16 protein-coding genes are annotated in these 12,580 nt (G+C 39.6%); 9 read left to right on the forward strand and 7 right to left on the reverse strand.

All coding sequences use genetic code 11. The features are described from left to right. Nucleotides 1–69 precede the first annotated feature (69 nt). From PL11201_RS03315 to PL11201_RS03330, 4 genes are all read left to right on the forward strand, one after another. The gene (locus PL11201_RS03315; protein ID WP_079677174.1) at nt 70–879 is read left to right on the forward strand and encodes a PD-(D/E)XK nuclease family protein; all 810 of its coding nucleotides are present in this window, start codon (nt 70–72) and stop codon (nt 877–879) included. A gap of 4 nt (nt 880–883) precedes the next feature. Then, entirely contained in the window at nt 884–3,259 is a 2,376-nt protein-coding gene (gene recJ / locus PL11201_RS03320) for a single-stranded-DNA-specific exonuclease RecJ (RefSeq protein ID WP_079677175.1), read from the forward strand. A gap of 130 nt (nt 3,260–3,389) precedes the next feature. Next, nucleotides 3,390–5,423, forward strand: a complete 2,034-nt coding sequence (locus PL11201_RS03325; protein WP_079677176.1) for a serine/threonine phosphatase — start codon at nt 3,390–3,392, stop codon at nt 5,421–5,423. Between the two features lie 143 nt (nt 5,424–5,566). Continuing rightward, nucleotides 5,567–6,775, forward strand: a complete 1,209-nt coding sequence (locus tag PL11201_RS03330; RefSeq protein ID WP_079677177.1) for a protein kinase domain-containing protein — start codon at nt 5,567–5,569, stop codon at nt 6,773–6,775. A 167-nt stretch (nt 6,776–6,942) separates the two neighbouring features. On the opposite strand, the gene PL11201_RS03335 is transcribed toward PL11201_RS03330, so the two are convergent. From PL11201_RS03335 to PL11201_RS26395, 4 genes are all read right to left on the reverse strand, one after another. Beyond that, nucleotides 6,943–7,167 carry a DUF4327 family protein gene (locus PL11201_RS03335; protein ID WP_079677178.1) on the reverse strand — a complete coding sequence of 75 codons (225 nt, stop codon included), beginning with the start codon at nt 7,165–7,167 and terminating at the stop codon, nt 6,943–6,945. Between the two features lie 259 nt (nt 7,168–7,426). Next, complete coding sequence (locus tag PL11201_RS03340) at nt 7,427–8,029, reverse strand: hypothetical protein (RefSeq protein WP_079677179.1); 603 nt, start codon at nt 8,027–8,029, stop codon at nt 7,427–7,429. A 238-nt stretch (nt 8,030–8,267) separates the two neighbouring features. After that, nucleotides 8,268–8,708 carry a KGK domain-containing protein gene (locus tag PL11201_RS03345; RefSeq protein ID WP_079677180.1) on the reverse strand — a complete coding sequence of 147 codons (441 nt, stop codon included), beginning with the start codon at nt 8,706–8,708 and terminating at the stop codon, nt 8,268–8,270. A 429-nt stretch (nt 8,709–9,137) separates the two neighbouring features. Further along, nucleotides 9,138–9,308, reverse strand: coding sequence for a hypothetical protein (locus PL11201_RS26395; protein WP_159451508.1), 171 nt, complete (start codon nt 9,306–9,308; stop codon nt 9,138–9,140). On the opposite strand from PL11201_RS26395, the gene PL11201_RS03350 reads away from it, so the two are divergent. The 4 genes from PL11201_RS03350 (at nt 9,307) to PL11201_RS03365 (ending at nt 10,920) form a co-directional block, all read left to right on the forward strand. After that, a complete protein-coding gene (locus PL11201_RS03350) occupies nt 9,307–9,570 on the forward strand; it encodes a hypothetical protein (RefSeq protein WP_234996596.1) in 264 nt (87 codons plus the stop codon). The two genes, PL11201_RS26395 and PL11201_RS03350, sit on opposite strands and share 2 nt — an antisense overlap. Continuing rightward, nucleotides 9,567–10,022, forward strand: a complete 456-nt coding sequence (locus PL11201_RS03355) for a type II toxin-antitoxin system VapC family toxin (RefSeq protein ID WP_079677182.1) — start codon at nt 9,567–9,569, stop codon at nt 10,020–10,022. Before PL11201_RS03350 ends, PL11201_RS03355 begins: the two co-directional genes overlap by 4 nt. A 245-nt stretch (nt 10,023–10,267) precedes the next feature. After that, nucleotides 10,268–10,525: a type II toxin-antitoxin system Phd/YefM family antitoxin gene (locus PL11201_RS03360; protein WP_079677183.1), complete on the forward strand. Its 258-nt coding sequence runs from the start codon at nt 10,268–10,270 to the stop codon at nt 10,523–10,525. Further along, complete coding sequence (locus PL11201_RS03365) at nt 10,522–10,920, forward strand: type II toxin-antitoxin system VapC family toxin (RefSeq protein WP_079677184.1); 399 nt, start codon at nt 10,522–10,524, stop codon at nt 10,918–10,920. Before PL11201_RS03360 ends, PL11201_RS03365 begins: the two co-directional genes overlap by 4 nt. An 81-nt stretch (nt 10,921–11,001) precedes the next feature. On the opposite strand, the gene PL11201_RS03370 is transcribed toward PL11201_RS03365, so the two are convergent. After that, entirely contained in the window at nt 11,002–11,229 is a 228-nt protein-coding gene (locus tag PL11201_RS03370; RefSeq protein WP_079677185.1) for a hypothetical protein, read from the reverse strand. A 151-nt stretch (nt 11,230–11,380) separates the two neighbouring features. On the opposite strand from PL11201_RS03370, the gene PL11201_RS03375 reads away from it, so the two are divergent. Beyond that, entirely contained in the window at nt 11,381–11,605 is a 225-nt protein-coding gene (locus PL11201_RS03375) for a hypothetical protein (protein ID WP_234996597.1), read from the forward strand. Between the two features lie 234 nt (nt 11,606–11,839). Here the strand turns inward: PL11201_RS03375 and PL11201_RS03380 are convergent, their stop codons facing one another. Together PL11201_RS03380 and PL11201_RS03385 are read right to left on the reverse strand one after the other, a co-directional pair. Then, the gene (locus PL11201_RS03380; protein ID WP_079677186.1) at nt 11,840–12,223 is read right to left on the reverse strand and encodes a PIN domain-containing protein; all 384 of its coding nucleotides are present in this window, start codon (nt 12,221–12,223) and stop codon (nt 11,840–11,842) included. After that, nucleotides 12,216–12,458, reverse strand: coding sequence for a hypothetical protein (locus tag PL11201_RS03385; RefSeq protein WP_079677187.1), 243 nt, complete (start codon nt 12,456–12,458; stop codon nt 12,216–12,218). The genes PL11201_RS03380 and PL11201_RS03385 overlap by 8 nt, the downstream gene beginning before the upstream one ends. Between the last annotated feature and the right edge of the window lie 122 nt (nt 12,459–12,580).

Here is a 12,580-nt window from a genome sequence, read left to right on the forward strand (position 1 = left end):
TATATCACAACTATTTTAACTTTTTTTAGGGGATAATTCAGATTAGACCTGTTTGTTGATCCAATCGCTATGACTCAATTTAGACTGTCTCAACAACACTTAAATTTGTTGTCTCTATGTCCTCGCAAATTTCAATATACCTATTTAGATCAGTTAGTTTCACCCACTTCTCCAGAACAGGAAGAACGCATCGCCTGGGGTAATCAGTTTCACCTGTTAATGCAGCAACATGAGTTAGGATTACCTGTGGATTTGTTACTCACCCAAGATCAAGAATTAAAACGCTGTTATACTGAGTTTTTAGGTGTAGCATCGGATATTTTTAGGTTAAATTCCGATCCTGCAACCTGCGTTTTTAGAGAAGCAGAACATTATCGCAGTTTAAATTTTAATCAGGATTTATTAGTCGTTATTTATGATTTAATTAAAGCCGAAGAAAAACAGGCCCAAATCTTTGATTGGAAAACCTATCCCCGCCCTCAAAATCGCCAGCTTTTAGAAAATAATTGGCAAACTCGTTTATATCCTTATCTTTTAGTTGAAACCAGTCAATATTTACCTGAACAAGTTTCAATGACCTATTGGTTTGTTAAGTCTCCCCAAAAACAACCACCTCAATATTTACACTTTCCCTATACTCAACAACAACATCAGAAAAATCAACAGGACTTAAATCAACTAATTGATCAATTTCATAACTATTTAGACCATTATCAACAGGGTGAATCTTTCCCTCAAGTTGATCAAAGTCAAGGAAATTGTAAATCCTGTCAATTTGCTATCCGTTGTCAACGGGTTTCTGAAGAATTAACTCTTGATCAGCCTTTAAATTCTCTGAATCTATATAATATTGATCAAGTTCAAGAAGTGATAATTTAAACCCATGTGGCAAATTCAACCAAATTTAGAGACTCCTGATTGGATTATCCCGATTATTCAAGAATACGCCCCTCAAATTTCAGGAAAATATATTGCTCAATTATTATTACATAGAGGTATACAAACCCCTCAACAATTGGTAGGGTTTCTCAACTATAATTCTTATCAACCATCCAGTCCCTTTGAATTTGGAATAGAGATGGAAAGAGCAATTGAACGATTGATTTTAGCCCGAAATCAACAAGAAATTATCACAATTTGGGGGGACTTTGATGCTGACGGAATCACAGCAACTTCCGTATTATGGGATGGTTTGGGACAATTTTTTAGTCGAGAAAATCAGCAGTTATCCTATTATATCCCCAATCGTTTAACCGAATCCCATGGGTTAAATCATGCCGGAATTGATCAATTACATCAACGGGGATGTCAGTTAATAGTTACCTGCGATACCGGAAGTACCAACTTAAAAGAAATCGAATATGCGAATCAATTAGGCATTGATATTATTGTTACCGATCATCATACTTTACTCGCAGAAAGACCTCCGGTAGTTGCTATTATTAATCCCCGTTATTTGTCTTTAGATCATCCTTTATATCATTTATCGGGGGTGGCGGTTGCTTATAAATTAATTGAAGCCCTATATGAAACATTACCCAATATTCCCCAACGTCCCTTAGAAGATTTATTAGATTTAGTCGCCATTGGTTTAATTGCAGATTTAGTCCAACTTAAAGGGGATTGTCGCTATTTAGCTCAATTAGGAATCGAAAAATTACAACAACAATTAAAAAATCCTACCCGTCCAGGGGTTGCCAAACTGTTAGATTTATGCAAACGAACAGGCGATCGCCCTACCGATATTTCCTTTGGTCTTGGCCCTCGAATTAATGCCGTGAGTCGCATTTATGGGGATGCTAAATTCTGCGTCGAACTCCTAACCAGCAAGGATAAAAAACGCTGTCAAGAATTAGCGATAGAAACCGAATTAGCTAATACCCGACGCAAAGGATTACAAAAAGAAGTTAGTCTTGATGTGATGACAAAATTGAAAAAAATTGACCTATCTACGACTCAAGTTATTGTATTATCCGATCCCCAATGGCAAGGAGGAGTTTTAGGTTTAGTGGCGGGTCAAGTGGCTCAAGAATATGGACGACCGACTATTTTATTAAGTACAGAAGGAACCATAGATTTAAGCAATTATGAGCAAGAAGTAAGCGAAAATTCAGAAGTTAAATTGGCCCGGGGTTCTGCTCGTTCAGTGAATCAAATTGATTTATATGAATTAGTCAAAAGTCAAGCCCATCTTTTGCATCGATTTGGAGGACATCCCTTCGCCGCCGGGTTGAGTTTACCGATGGAAAATATTTCGATCTTTATAGATGCTATTAATCGCCAAATGCGAGAACAATTAGATACTAATTTACAGGAGATTGGACAACAAAATATTCAAGTGGATTTGGTTTGTACCGTCGCCGAATTGGGGTTTGATTTATTCCAGGAATTAAAACTCTTAGAACCCTGTGGGATGGGAAACCCAGTTCCTAAAATCTTAATTCAAAATTGTTGGTTTACTAATGCTTGGAATACTTCAGAAAAGGATTTAAGAGGACAAAAAGTTCAATATATTAAAACCACCTTTGAACTATGGGATCAGTCCATATCAACGGGATTTCCTGGGGTATGGTGGGGACACTATAAAGATGAGTTACCCGTTGGAATATCAGATGTGATTGTAGAACTAGATTTTAATACATTTAAAAAACAATATGAAATTAGAATCTTAGAATTACAATCTGCTCAAGATCAGACTCCCCCAGCATCGATTCATCTGGCTGATCATCCTATTTTAGATTATCGGAATCAAAACATTAATCAACCTTTATCCGATATACTAATTATTAAAGACTGTCCCACCTGTTGGGAGGACTTACAATCTTGGTTTCGACGCGCCCATACTGAAAAAAAACCCTTAGCGATCGCTTATACCCTACCAGAATTACTACCTCCTGAAAAAATTTGGGAACAACTGATCGGCATTGCCAAATATCTTAGTCGCACCCACCAACCCGTTACTAGTCAGCAACTCAGAAATCAATTAAACTTAGGAATAATTCCCTTGAAAATTGGTTTGAAAATCTTAAAACGATTAGGCTTTAACATTGAATATCAAGATCAGAGGCTAGATATTAGCTGGCAAAAATTATCCAGTTTTCATCCTTCTGAAACCCTCAATCAATTAATCCAAACCTTCTTGGCTACCATCCAAGAAGAACAATTCCGTCGTCAATATTTCTGTAATGTTCCTTTATCAACCCTGGAATCAATCGCGATTCAAACCATCATCAAGGAAGAAAACAAAAACTTAAATTAACCATTAAACATAATGGTGTTAAAAATTCCTGAATTGGGAATGACCCATTTCTCCTAATCTTGTTGTACAATAAAAAATTGTACTCTTAAAATATCCCTGTGTGATTTCTAAAAAGGCAGGGAATCTAACTATGGTCGTTTGTCCCCAGTGTCAATTTGAAAACCCAAATCTAAATAAGTTTTGCCAAAGCTGCGGTACTTCCCTCACCCAGAAATATTGTCCTGAATGTGGGGCGACTGTTCCCTTAAACACCCTGGAATGTCACAACTGCGGGACAGTAACTGGAACAGTTTATCTGGCCGTGGTTAGCCCTTCGTCCTTAGTTGCTTCTCAACCCGATCAATTAGAATCTTTAAATAATGACCATTTAGAGGGGGCTAATACCGTCGCAGAATCGATTTTAGATCGAATTGAGACTGAACCCCTCACCCCTGATACTCCTCAAGAGTCAGACCCAACACCTGCGGCCATTGAACCTGAAGAAGAAATTTTCTCCCAAGCGGATATCGAGGCCATTACCATCGCGCCCCAGGATGCCCTGAGTCCCGTCGCAGACCCGTCACCGCAGGAGGATAGTCTACAATCGCTCGAACTCCCGATTGGAGCCTATTTAGACCCCCAGCAGCGTTATCAACTCCTTGATTCCTTACCGCCCCTAGAGTCAGGAAAAACCGTTACGGTGAAGGTTTTAGATACCCAGCCCTTGCAGGTGTCTCCCCTAAACGCCCTAGAAAAACAAGCATCTACCCCCTCAGACCCCCAATTAGAGACCTTTATTATTACGGCGGCCGGGCCATATTTTTCCTTGGCTTCCGAGCATTCTAACTATTTCCCTCGGTTACAAGATGCCTGGGAACAGCCTTTTTATAGTGTGATTCTTTTAGAAGATTTTACTAATTTACCCCTATTATCTGACCTGTGGAGTAACAAGAAAAACACAGCCCAACAAATTGTTTATTGGTTAGAGGACTTAGTAAAACTCTGGGTATTGTTGGAACCTTGGAACTGTCGTCAAAGTTTATTGGAAACCCAGAATTTAAGAGTTTTCTCTGAAGATTCTCAACAGTTGTGTTTAAAACAATTGTATTTTGAATCGCCCAATTCTGCCCTGAGTTTATCGGATTTAGGATTATTATGGCAGGAGTTATTTCAACAATCCCAACGAACTTTAGTGGGCTCCTTAACAGAAATATTACGCGATTTACTCGAAGGAAAAATTACAACTATTGAACAATTGCAACAGGCCTTAACGGTGGTTTTAGAAGAAATTAATTGTCCCTCGACTCCAGCCTCCCGACCCATCGACCCAACGGAACCCCTATTACCGAGCTTAACTCAAGCTCCAACGGTGATTCTGGCTCAGAAACTCAAATCCCTAGAGGCGGTGGGACGTACGGATATCGGACGTCAACGGGATCACAATGAGGACTGTTTTGGCATGGAAACCCAAATCAAGATCGAAGAAACACCCCTGGGACAAACAAGCTCCGTCCGGGGTTTATATATTCTCTGTGATGGGATGGGAGGACACGCTGGAGGGGAAGTGGCGAGTCAAATGGCGGTTGACACCCTGAAAGACTATTTCCAAAACCAATATCCCGAGGGACTCCCCACGGCAGAAATCCTACAGGATGCAATTCTTAAAGCCAATGAAGCGATTTATACTGAAAATCAACAGGGAGTCCGTTCCGGTGTGGGTCGCATGGGCACAACCCTAGTGATGGCTTTAGTGGTTGGTCACCAAGTGGCAGTGGCTCATGTGGGAGATAGTCGATTATATCGTTTAACTCGCACCCATGGGTTACAGCAAGTCACCGTTGACCATGAAGTCGGACAACGGGAAATTCAAAAAGGAATTGACCCTGAACTGGCTTACTCTCGTCCCGACGCCTATCAATTAACTCAAGCCCTAGGGCCGCGGGAGGAGCAGTTTGTTCATCCCGATGTGCAGTTTTTGGAAATTGAGGAAGATACGGTTCTGATTATAGCATCGGACGGCTTAACGGATAATAACCTCTTAGAAATATTCGGCGAAACTCAACTGGCTCCCCTACTTAAGCCCGAAACCTCTTTAGCCACAGCCGTAGACAGTTTAATTGCTCTGGCGAATCAACATAATGGTCACGATAACATTACGGCCATTGTGGTTCGAGCTTGGGTGTAGTGAATCTGGGCTGGTAGAGACGTGCCATGGCACGTCTCTACTGTTCCCTGTTCCCTGTTCCCTGTTCCCTGTTCCCTGTTCCCTGTTCCCTGTTCCCTGTTCCCTGTTCCCTGTTCCCTCGTGCGTAGCGCTATAACTGATTTATGTTAATTCTAACGTTGTTAGACTCCAAACAAAAAACCCCCCTGAGACAGTGGACATTTGCACAGGAGGCGGTAATTCGAGTTGGACGGGCGGCGGATAATCAAGTTGTAATCGTTGATACCTTGGTTTCCCGTTATCATCTGGAGTTACACCGCCCAACGGATGAAACCCAGAATTCACCGTGGTTACTCGTGAGCAAGGGAACGAATGGAACCTTTGTGAATGGGGTTCTCACGAATCAGGGATTAGTGGGGGATGGCGCTTTAATTGAATTAGCAAAAGATGGCCCCTTATTACAAATTCAACTCCAGGCCAGTGTAATTGCGATTCCGGCTACTCCTCCCTCCTGTAAGCATGAGGGGAATACGCCAGGGAATTTATTTTGTATTCATTGTGGGCTTCCCATTCAGGTTGAACGCACAATCCGACAGTATCAAGTATTGAGAACCATCGGACGGGGAGGAATGGGAACAACCACCCTAGCCTGGGATTCTACCACCGCTAAATCGGCTGTACCTGTTGTCGTTGTGCTCAAAGAAATGAATGCGGATATGGCACAAATTGCCAAAGCCCAAGAATTATTTGAACGGGAAGCCCGTACCCTAAAAGCCTTAAACCATGAGGGAATTCCCCAGTTTTATGACTTTTTTGTCGAAGATGGCAAAAAATATTTAGTCATGGAAATGATCCATGGCACGGATCTGGAAAAGTATATCCATCAACGGGGGCCAGTGATTCCCCAACAGGCGATTCAGTGGATGATCCAAACCTGCGAGATATTAGACTATATTCACTCCCTCGATCCGCCTCTGATCCACCGAGATATCAAACCTGCAAACCTGCTTTTGCGACGACGAGATCATCGAATTGTCGTCTTGGACTTCGGAGCCGTGAAGGAAATCGGAACACCCCCTGGAACCCGCATTGGGGCGGAAGGATACAGCGCCCCGGAACAGGATCGGGGACAACCCCTGACTCAATCGGATTTATACGCGATCGGTACAACCTTAATTTTTTTACTGACCGCCGAAACACCCCTCAAATTCTATGGTAAACGAGGAAACAGTTATGGTTTTGAACTCGATAACGTTCCGACTATTACGCCTCAACTGCGAAAAGTAATTGAACAAGCCACGGAATACCGACCCAAAGATCGCTATCCAACGGCTCAACATCTATCTCAAGCCTTAGCCCAGTGCCTAAATTGATAAAATCGTGAGGAAGATTTATGCAAAGGAGAGGAGGAGGAAAGGGCAAAGGACTAAAAGCTATGGATAGACAGGAATACAAAACTTTAAACAGTGGAATTTAAAAGGGTGAATTCCTGATTGATTACAGACTAACTGAAATCAGGGAGGGTTTGATAAATAGGTTTCTAATCTTCGTCTTCGTCCCACGCTTCAACGGCTAATAGCTCGCTGAGGGGATCTTGCATGGAGAAACCAAACTCTAACAATTCCTGTTTCCAATATTTCCAGTCATCGCCATAGAGAAGGGCAATTTTCCATACACTATCGGAAGGTTTGATAATGTCAGACTTGACTAGGGAATGCACCTGACGTTGTAATTTATCCATCGGGTGTATAACCTTTTGGCTCATAATACCTCTTAAATTGTTCTAATTTCTAAAGGGTTAACGCTTTCCAACCTGAACGATTTTTCTTTGCATACAGGGCTGATGCCGTTCAAAGCAACTTCCTCGATCATGAGTATAGCACAAACTTTGAAAAAGCAATCTTTTTTTTGAATTTAGGTGTTAATTCTCGATGACAATGGCTGGAATTTCACCCTAAAGCCAATTATAGCGGGGAAAACCCAAAAGTGTCATCCCAACTGATTGACCAGGAATCGATCTCTAATTAATCGGTATCCGTAATACACAATACCCAAATTTGATAGTTTCGCTTATCGATGCCAAACCAAGTCACATCCCAAGAAACACCCGCAAACCACTCTGTCCAAGGTTCTTGAGAAATATACATCTGAATTTCATCATAGCGACTCCCAAACAAAGCCTCACAAAATTTTATCCCAATATCCTTCGCTTGTTTGGCAGTTCCTTCAAATTCTTCATCTGCTCCCCCTAAAAATAAGGCCTCTGCTAATTCTCCATCTAAGGTGAAGGCACTGGTGTCTTCCGTTAGGTCTAAGTCTGTGGTTAAGGGGGTTTCAATTTCTAAAGCTGATAAACCATCCATCACTGGGGGTAGGGTGACAAATTGTTCAAAAAAATTAATTTCATTCAGTAAGTCCCTGGAGCCAAACCAATTTAACACCGCGTGAGGAGAAACCTTAAATCGGGCGAACTCCGCCCCCCCATTAACCAGAATTTTTCTTAATTCTTGCAGGAGTTTATTAACAGATGGATCTTCTAGGGGGGTATATACGACTTGTAATTCTTGCCACATTTGCTCAATTTCTTCTTCCGAAGGACGGTATTGGTCTCGATTAGGAACTAACATCAATGTTGATCTCCAGTTAACAATATTTTATATACTCTACTTGAGTCTTTAAAAACTCACAAGATTATTTGCAAAAAATATTATAAAAATTAACAGAATTAATTGGATTTTTGTGGTACTTATTATGATATAAGGAAACCCAAATAAACTAAGGTACTAAGAAAAATTATCTCAGGATATTACAGGTTTATGTTTTATGAAAAATACCGTAATCCTAGTATTATTTGTAAATTTGTAATTATTGTATCAATTTATCGGGGAAAGCATCGGAGGTTTCTGATGGTTCAGGTTCTTCGGGACAAAATTCTAGTTCAATTTCAATGGCAAGTTGAGGTTCTGATAAGTTATGATAGCTGGTGATCGCTTTAAATCTCAATTTTCCGGTTTTCCAAGAGGCAGCACCTAATTTTAAGAGTTTACAATCAATTTCTTCACTGACGGTATTTACGCTACTTTGATTTACTGTTAAAATCACCTTTTTTTCAATATTATATTCGGAGTTAATTCTCTCTAATAAATGAAAATCAAAAGCAGTTATGCCATCGGTTTTATACCCCTTAATATACATTTTTTTGTTAAGAATATCTATCAGGATTTCTTTAAAATTTTCCACGGTAAATGTATTCTTATTGAACATCAAAATATCATCATTATTTAACGGATAAAACGAATTATTCATTTTGATATTATCCTCAAGATTTGAGCTAAAAAGTTGGTTTTATTTGTAAATTTGTAGTTGTTGTCTAAGTTCATCTAAATATTCTTTTTATACATTAACATACAATCATCACTCAGCGTATAAAATATATTGTTCATGTTGTTTTGTCCTCAAGATTTTATCTGATAAAGTTTAAAAAAATTATGTAAGTTTAACTGGTTTTATTTCTTCAATAGCACAATTAAATTATAAAAAATATGCCCTCATGTCTACTCACCTCGACTTGTTGACGGATGGTGTTTTCGTACAACTGTCTTGCACGCCGTGCCACTTCTTCACGACTTAAAAGGATGGTTTGCATAGTTTAACTCTCGATCGCTACATTGGTATTGTACCGCAAACATCGAGTGCTATTTCTTTTAACTCAAGCACTCACTTATCCTAAAATTATTATAAGAAATTGCAATCGCTTTTTTTAAGAATGCGATCGCTCTCCCTATAATTATCCCAATAAAGTGCGATCGCTCCTTTTTTAAGAGTGCGATCGCTTTCCCTACAATTATCATATTGATATGATGGAAACTGGTGATATAATAAATTAAGTAATTCTGGAATCGCCATGGCTAAACTTCAGATTGAAAACTTGCCTGATGAACTATATAGTCAGATTGAGTGTCTTGCCTCAGAGAAAAATTTTACTCTTAATGACGCAGTTATTCATCTGTTGACGCAATCCTTATCATTTGAGCCTGACAAAATAATGATAAATAACCAACCTATGTCAGCAATTCTACAAAGAATTAGTAATCGTCCGAGAGTTAACCCCAGGGATTTTGGATTAACAGATAGCACTATTTTAATTCAAGAGGATCGGAATAGATGACCGTTGCTTTACGATGCGTAATTGATACAAATATTTGTATTAAGTTATTTGTTGCTGATCTATTGACCTCTAAAGTTAATCAACTATTTACTCATCTTGATGATCCTTCTGTTGAGTTTTTTGTACCCGATCTTTTTTATATTGAATGTGCTAATGTTCTCTGGAAGTATGTACGCGCTAACCTCTACACGGCTGAACAGGTTAAAGCCGATTTGAGTGACTTAAAAGCACTACGATTTAAAGTCATTTCAACAAAAGATCTAATGAGTAACGCTGTTCAAATTGGTTTAGACTATGGGATCACAGCTTATGATGGCTGTTATGTAGCACTTTCAGAAAAAGTTAAAGCACCGTTGCTAACTCTGGATGAACGGTTAGTAAATTCCTTGAGAGATAGCAGGTTTGATGTGAGACTTTTTACAATTTTTACAGTACCCATTAATTCTAATTAACCAACATAGCTTCCACCTCAAATGAAAAAGTGTAATCGCACACTGCCATATTAAAAGGAAATACGATCGCACTCCCTGAAATTATTACAAGAAAAAGCTATCGCTCTTTTAGGATTTCATTAGTTAACATTTTTTATTCTCCCACTAACTGATAAGGTGTGCACATTCTGGGTAGTTCATAACTGAATTCAAATTGATATGATGAAAACTGGTGATATAATAAATTAAGTAATTCTGGGATCGCCATGGCTAAACTTCAGATTGAAAACTTACCCAACGACTTCAAAAAAAATCTCTCTGAGTTATTGTCCCGTGTAGAACTTGGAGAAGAAATTATTATTTCCAATCAAGGGGTGGCGATCGCTAAGTTAATTCCGTTTCGTCCTTCATCCAATCGACGGGATAGTTTAGGGCAAGATCAAGGTAAATTTATCATACCAGATGACTTTAATGAACCGTTACCCCAAGAAATTTTGGCAGCATTTGAAGGAAATGAACAGTGAAATTATTGTTGGATACTCAATGCTGGTTGTGGTGGTTTGCCCAACCTGAGCGATTAAATCAGGAAGTGATCGCACAGATTGCCGATGAAAGTAATGAATTATGGTTTTCTGTTGCTAGTGTTTGGGAAATTGGGATCAAAGTTGCAATCAGAAAATTACCATTGCCAGAGCCAATAGATACCTACATTTCTAGTCGTATGGTGCAGTTAGATATGCGATATTTGGAAATCACAGCACCTCATGCACTGCGATCATCTGCGTTACCATTACATCATCGAGATCCCTTTGATCGTATGTTGATTGCTCAGGCTCAAATTGAGAATATGACGCTGGTGAGTGCTGATTCAATATTCAAGCAATATAGCGATATTTCTATTCTTTGGGCTGCTAATTAATGTTAGATAGCTGCTCTTTTTTTTAAGAAGGCGATCGCTGTCCCTATAATTATCACGAATTTGGGGTTAAAACCAGCATTCTCATGCTTCTGGCTCGTGCAAAGACTGGCGCAATGTTAGAACAATATCCTGGGCTGACTGGTGTCTAAATTTTCCTGCATGGAAATCAGCCAAGTTTTTTTTTGCATCCACAGCCATTTCTGCCCGGCGACTTTCTTGGTGACGGTTTTGCAGAATTTTGATCAGCATTTCCTGCTGTTCGTAGGGAAGTTGTAAAGCAGTTTCTAATACTTGGTCGAGGGTATTCATGGGATTATATAGCCTCTGATTTGGAAACACCAAATGCAAATTTGAGTGAATTATATCACTCATCCTTAACCGTTGCCAGCTACGACGATATATTTTCTTGCCGCATCACTTGCAAATCAGGTAGAATGACTAATAGTTTCTGAAGTCTAAAATGGAAACCATATTAAATATTGAATATCTGACGAGCCAAGATGGAGAGGCGATCGCCGTGGTGATTCCTATTGCTCTATGGCGACAACTTTTGCCTGATGAAGAATCTTCTTTGGAAGAACTTGGGGAAGCGGTAGAAGACTATTGTTTGAATAAAGCGATGAATGAAGCTGTTAATACTTCCTTACTTGATCGAGCGATGGCTTTGGCTTATCTTGAGGAGTAATGATTTTGGAAGTTCAATACCGTCAGGCTTTTCTAAAAGACTTGAAGCAACTTAAAAGTTAAACATCATACCAACGCATCTATGAAGTTGCGTTTACAACTCTAGCAGCTATCAATATCGCTCTCCCTAAAATTATTACAAGAAAGTGCGATCGCTTTTTTTAAGACGGCGATCGCTCTCCCTACAATTAAAACTACACCGATTAGGCGAATATTCTAATTAATTCGCTTCAATCTAACGCACCACTCGGACTTCAATTGCAAGGCTAAGATTGCTCCACAATCTATCAGTTGTCAGAACAGGTTGATTAAGAGAAATCCCTAACGCTAGACAAGCGCGATCACCAAATGAAAGCCCAATTGATTTAGTTTTTGGTCGCAGCATTCCCGACTGTAATGCTTGTTCTTGATCAAAAGCTACAACCTCAAGATTTAGATTAGATAGAATCTGCTGAATGACGTTTTCATTTATTCCTGCTTCTGCTAACTTTGCTATCACTTCAGACAAGTTAACGGTACTGATGGCAGCATTGCCAATAAACCGCGAAATTTCTTCGCTACCCATTTCTTGATTCAGCAAAGCCAAGACAGCAGAGGCATCTAAAACAACTTCACTCACCTGTCCCCTCCAATCTTCGCTCCTGAATCAACTCCTCCGAGAGTTTTCTACTAGCAGGAATATATTGCCTGAAAAGAGCTTGAGCCTTTTGGACGGAGGTTTGAGCCTGATCCGAAATCGGTTGATCTTCTATAACGAGAACGGCATTATACTGACCCACTGGTATATCTACAGGAGAATCGACTAACAACTTGCCATTGCTTGTTATCGTTACCTTTAATCCAATAGTTCGCATCGTCAATTCTACTCATTAATTTAACTATTAATTATAATTATAAAGATCCCAAAAATGACTAACAATCCCAATGACAAGCAAGGGCAATCTCATCAATCTTTCTTGTCAGACTGCGATCGCTT

Source organism: Planktothrix sp. PCC 11201 (genome assembly GCF_900009135.1).
Lineage (GTDB): Bacteria > Cyanobacteriota > Cyanobacteriia > Cyanobacteriales > Microcoleaceae > Planktothrix.

Excerpts from the sequence above, each read along its gene's own strand:
- PL11201_RS03335 (WP_079677178.1), bottom strand. The coding sequence starts at position 7,167 with ATGAGCCAAAAGGTTATACACCCGATGGATAAATTACAACGTCAGGTG.
- PL11201_RS03330 (WP_079677177.1), top strand. The coding sequence starts at position 5,567 with ATGTTAATTCTAACGTTGTTAGACTCCAAACAAAAAACCCCCCTGAGA.
- PL11201_RS26395 (WP_159451508.1), bottom strand. The coding sequence starts at position 9,308 with ATGGCGATTCCAGAATTACTTAATTTATTATATCACCAGTTTCCATCA.
- PL11201_RS03370 (WP_079677185.1), bottom strand. The coding sequence starts at position 11,229 with ATGAATACCCTCGACCAAGTATTAGAAACTGCTTTACAACTTCCCTAC.
- PL11201_RS03350 (WP_234996596.1), top strand. The coding sequence starts at position 9,307 with ATGGCTAAACTTCAGATTGAAAACTTGCCTGATGAACTATATAGTCAG.
- PL11201_RS03345 (WP_079677180.1), bottom strand. The coding sequence starts at position 8,708 with ATGAATAATTCGTTTTATCCGTTAAATAATGATGATATTTTGATGTTC.
- PL11201_RS03355 (WP_079677182.1), top strand. The coding sequence starts at position 9,567 with ATGACCGTTGCTTTACGATGCGTAATTGATACAAATATTTGTATTAAG.
- PL11201_RS03375 (WP_234996597.1), top strand. The coding sequence starts at position 11,381 with ATGGAAACCATATTAAATATTGAATATCTGACGAGCCAAGATGGAGAG.
- PL11201_RS03340 (WP_079677179.1), bottom strand. The coding sequence starts at position 8,029 with ATGTTAGTTCCTAATCGAGACCAATACCGTCCTTCGGAAGAAGAAATT.
- PL11201_RS03315 (WP_079677174.1), top strand. The coding sequence starts at position 70 with ATGACTCAATTTAGACTGTCTCAACAACACTTAAATTTGTTGTCTCTA.
- recJ (WP_079677175.1), top strand. The coding sequence starts at position 884 with ATGTGGCAAATTCAACCAAATTTAGAGACTCCTGATTGGATTATCCCG.
- PL11201_RS03385 (WP_079677187.1), bottom strand. The coding sequence starts at position 12,458 with ATGCGAACTATTGGATTAAAGGTAACGATAACAAGCAATGGCAAGTTG.
- PL11201_RS03360 (WP_079677183.1), top strand. The coding sequence starts at position 10,268 with ATGGCTAAACTTCAGATTGAAAACTTACCCAACGACTTCAAAAAAAAT.
- PL11201_RS03325 (WP_079677176.1), top strand. The coding sequence starts at position 3,390 with ATGGTCGTTTGTCCCCAGTGTCAATTTGAAAACCCAAATCTAAATAAG.